A 4,259-nucleotide genomic window follows, 5' to 3' on the forward strand; every position below is an offset into this window, starting at 1 on the left:
GTACGGCTGAGGGGCAGGCTCTCCGGCCTGCACCCTGGGCAGCTCCGCGTTCTCTTGCCGCGGCCGGGTGATCCCCTCATCCACTTCGGCCGGCTTGCCCTTCTCGCTCCGCCCGGCCCGTGACACCCGACTCGCGCACGTCGCCTCGCTTGTCCCCAGTTCATCGGCGACCTCGGAGATCTGATTCCCCGTCGCGGTCACGACCCCTGCAGCCCTCGCACCGGACTCCGACTCGGACGCCCGACGCTTCTCTGCCGTGACTCTCAACTTCCCCGCAGTCACGGACTTCACGCTACGAGGGGGACCCACAGGCCCTTGCCTTTCCGCCCCCAGCAGAGCGGGGCAAGCCGACTGAAAGGGAAATGACACCGGAACTGCAGAGGTGGTTGGCATGATCCAGGCAGAGCCGGATGGAGGATGTCGCGGCGCAGGGTTGCTGACCCTTGCCGACGACCCGAGGAATTCTGACGGGGGTCATGTCATCGTTGAACGCCAACCGTGTCCGTGGGCAGTGGTTGCTTCGCCGTCCCAATGACGCCGCGACGTGCCGCATCTTCTGCTTCCCGTACTCCGGGGTCGGAGCCTCCATGTACGCGCGCTGGCCGGAGTGGGCCGGGAGCGCGGAAGTGTGCCCGATTCAGCCACCGGGCCGGGAAAACCGGCTGGCGGAACCCCACTACGGCACCTTCGACGCCCTCGCCGAACAGGTGATTCCCGAGCTCGAACCCTATTTGGACCGACCGTTCGCGTTCTTCGGGCACTGCAGTTCCGCACTCGCCGGTTTCGCGGTGGCCAACCGGCTCGCCGGGGCCGGTCTGCCTGTGCCGCGACGGCTCTTCGTGTCCTCGCAGGTGGCGCCGCACGAGCCGCCGTACGGCCGGTTTTTCGCCATGAGCGACGACGAGCTGACTGCCGAGCTCGCCGCGCTGACCCGGTCCATGGGCGGGGAGCCGATTCCGGACCTGCTCGCCCTGGGGCTCTCGGTCATGAAGGCTGACATCGCCGCGCACAAGGCGTACCGCATCCCCGAACCGCTGCGGCTGCCGGGCGGCGTCACGGTGATCGGCTGGGACCGTGACGAGGAGGTGCGACCGGAGCTGATGCACGGCTGGCGCCACTACTGCTCCGACGCCCGGTTCATCACCCTCCGCGGCTCGCACCACACGTTCCTCGAGGCGCCTCTGGCGCTGATGGCGGAGCTGGCCGACGACATGCGGCGGGACCTGGCCCGATGAACATGGTGCACGAGGTTCTTGCCGAGCGGGTGGCGGCGACCCCCGACAAGGTGGCCGTGCGCGGTGACGACTGTGTCCTCACGTACGCGGAGCTGGACGCGCGGGCGAACCGTGCGGGGGAGCGTCTGCGGGCGCTCGGCATGGGCCGGGAGTCGACGGTGGGCGTTGTGGCGCGGCGCTCGGTCGAGCTCGTGGTGACACTGCTGGGCGTCTTGAAGTCGGGCGCCGCCTACGTGCCCGTGGACCCGCGGCAGCCGGACCGGTGGCGCACCACGGCCCTGCGGTCCGCCGGCGTGCAGCATCTCGTGGACGAGACCGGCACCGCGCTGCCGGGGTACGAGGCGGCCAGACCGGATCCGGCCGCCGGACAGGCCCTGGGAACGGCGGGCGGCCATCTCGCCTATGTCGCGTTCACCTCGGGGTCCACTGGTACCCCCCGCGGGGTGGCGGTGCCCCACGAAGCGGTGCTGCGGCTGGCGCTCGACCCGACCTGCGCCCCACTCGACCCTCATGACCGCTATCTTCAGTTCGCCCCCGTGGCGTTCGACGCGTCCACGTTCGAGATCTGGCCTCCGCTGCTCGGTGGCGCCGAACTCGTGGTGCATCCCGCGAGTGAGCCGTCGTCGGCCGAACTCGCGGAGTTCATCAGCGCACAGAAGATCACGACGCTGTGGATGACCGCAGGTCTCTTCCAACTGATGGTCGACGCGCACGTCGACCATCTGGCGGGAGTGCGGCGGCTGGTCGTCGGCGGAGACGTGGTCTCCCCACGGCACGCCGCCGAGATCCTGGCGCGGGTGCCGGGCCTACGGCTCGTCAACGGGTACGGCCCGACGGAGAACACCACCTTCACCTGCTGCCACGAGGTCGCCCCGGGGGAGCCGGGACCGCTGCCGATCGGACGGCCGATCACCGGCACCGGCGTACGGGTACTGGACGCACGGCTCACGCCGGCCGTGGAGGGCGAGCTCTACGCGACGGGGTCGGGACTGGCCCGCGGGTACGCGGGCGCGCCGGGGCTGACCGCAGCACGTTTCGTCTGCGACCCGTGGAGCTCGCCGCCCGGCGGCAGGATGTACCGGACCGGTGACCGGGTGCGCGTCCGTCCGGACGGTGTGCTCGAATTCCTGGGGCGGGCCGACCGGCAGATCAAGATCAACGGCTTCCGGGTGGAGCCAGGTGAGGTGGAGAGCGCCCTCGCGACTCAGCCGGGTGTGCGCGCCGTGGCAGTGGTGGCCCAGCCGACCACGACCGGGACGCAACAGCTGGTCGCCTTCGTCGCGCCGCACAGGGGCCAGGTGCTGTCCGTACTGGGGCTGCGGAAGCAGGCGACTGCGGCACTGCCCGACTACGCGCGCCCCGCGTCCTATCGGGTTGTCGACGGCCTTCCACTGACGGTCAACGGCAAGGTCGATCGCGCCGAGCTGGCCGGGCGCGTCTCCCGTGAGCGCCCGGACCTGTTCACCGACTACGTTCCTCCGCGCTCCCTCCTGGAGAAACAGATCGCCGAGATGTGGTCCGACCTGCTGGGCATCGACCGGATCGGGGTTGACGACGACTTCATCGTCCTGGGCGGCCATTCCCTGCTCAGTATGCGGATGACCGCCGACATCGCCACCGAGTTCGCGGTAGCGCTCACACCGCTGGACTTCTACCTGAGACCGACGGTGGCGGGGCTCGCCACGCTGATCGAGGAGCGCACCCTATGAGGATGTCGCCGGACGATCCGGGGCAGCCGATGGATCCGGACCGTGTCGATCTGTGGGATGCACGGCTCTACAGCGAAGGGCACCCGCACGCGCTATGGCGCCTGCTGCGGGCAAAGGCACCCGTGCACCGGCAGGAACTGCAGGACGGCCGACGCTTCTGGTCGGTCGTACGGTACGCGGACGTGTGCCGGGTCCTGCGCGACCACGAGTTCTTCACGTCCGAACGGGGAACGCTGCTCACCGCGCTCGGCGCCGACGACCCGGCAGGCGGCAAGATGATGGCGGCGACCGACCCGCCACGGCACACAGCGCTACGGGAGTCGCTGGGCCGTGTGCTGTCGGCCCGGGCGGTGGAGGCCCGGCGCGAGGTGTTGCTCCAGCCCGTCGACCGGCTCCTGACTCCCCTGCTGACCGGGGAGATCAGCGATCTCGCCGTGGCCGCGATGAACTTCCCGATGGACTTCATCGGCACCTTGATGGGCCTGCCGCAGGAGGACTGGCCGCGGCTGGCAAAGCTGACGACGATGGCGATCGCACCGCACGACGCCTCCTTCCAGGAGGGATCCGCTCCGCTCACGCTGCTCACCGTGCACCACGAACTGTTCGAGTACTTCTCACGTCAGCTGTCCGCCCGCGGCGGTACCCCCACGGACGACCTGATCGGCCACCTGATGAGCATGCGGATCGACGGGAGTCCTCCCGACCACGAGACCATCGTCTACAACTGCTACAGCCTGATCCTCGGCGCCAACGTGACCACGCCGCACACCATCACCGGGCTGGTACAGGCGCTGATGGACCACCCGGCCGCCTTCCGCACGGCCGCCGCGGACCCCTCCCTCGTGCCCGGGTGCGTCGAAGAAGGGCTGCGTTGGTCCTCGCCCGCCAGCCACTTCATGCGCTACACCACCCGGGACGTCGAAATCGGCGGACACACCCTTCGCGAGGGCTCGGCACTGGTCGCGTGGCTGGGGTCCGCCAACCGGGACGAAGACGTTTTCGCCGATCCCTACCTGTTCGACATCGAGCGCAGGCCCAACCGGCATGTCGCCTTCGGATTCGGGCCGCACTACTGCGTCGGGGGCGCACTGGCCCGGATCTCCCTGCGCATGCTCTTCGAGCGGATCTTCGCGCGCGTCGAACGATTCGAGCCCGCCGGCGAGGTCCGGCACCTGGCCTCCAACTTCGTGGCGGGGGTCAAGTCGATGCCGGTGAGAGCCGTACCCCGCATCGGGTCCTGGTGACTTGCTGTCATGACTGACGTGGCTGTGGAGGCGTCCCCGGAACCGGGCCGCCGGACTGAAGGGGCGGTCGC

At 69.7% G+C, this 4,259-nt stretch carries 3 protein-coding genes; all 3 read left to right on the forward strand.

The window, feature by feature from the left end:
* The first annotated feature begins 476 nt into the window (after positions 1 to 476).
* The 3 genes from AB852_RS24885 to AB852_RS24895 are packed head-to-tail and all read left to right on the forward strand — an operon-like array spanning position 477 to position 4,188.
* Positions 477 to 1,235: a thioesterase II family protein gene (locus AB852_RS24885; RefSeq protein ID WP_073792436.1), complete on the forward strand. Its 759-nt coding sequence runs from the start codon at positions 477 to 479 to the stop codon at positions 1,233 to 1,235.
* Positions 1,232 to 2,944 carry a non-ribosomal peptide synthetase gene (locus AB852_RS24890; protein WP_073792437.1) on the forward strand — a complete coding sequence of 571 codons (1,713 nt, stop codon included), beginning with the start codon at positions 1,232 to 1,234 and terminating at the stop codon, positions 2,942 to 2,944. Before AB852_RS24885 ends, AB852_RS24890 begins: the two co-directional genes overlap by 4 nt.
* Positions 2,941 to 4,188 carry a cytochrome P450 gene (locus AB852_RS24895; protein WP_073792438.1) on the forward strand — a complete coding sequence of 416 codons (1,248 nt, stop codon included), beginning with the start codon at positions 2,941 to 2,943 and terminating at the stop codon, positions 4,186 to 4,188. The genes AB852_RS24890 and AB852_RS24895 overlap by 4 nt, the downstream gene beginning before the upstream one ends.
* The last annotated feature ends 71 nt before the right edge of the window (positions 4,189 to 4,259 follow it).

The sequence above is a fragment of the Streptomyces uncialis genome (genome assembly GCF_001905345.1).
Classification (GTDB): domain Bacteria; phylum Actinomycetota; class Actinomycetes; order Streptomycetales; family Streptomycetaceae; genus Streptomyces; species Streptomyces uncialis.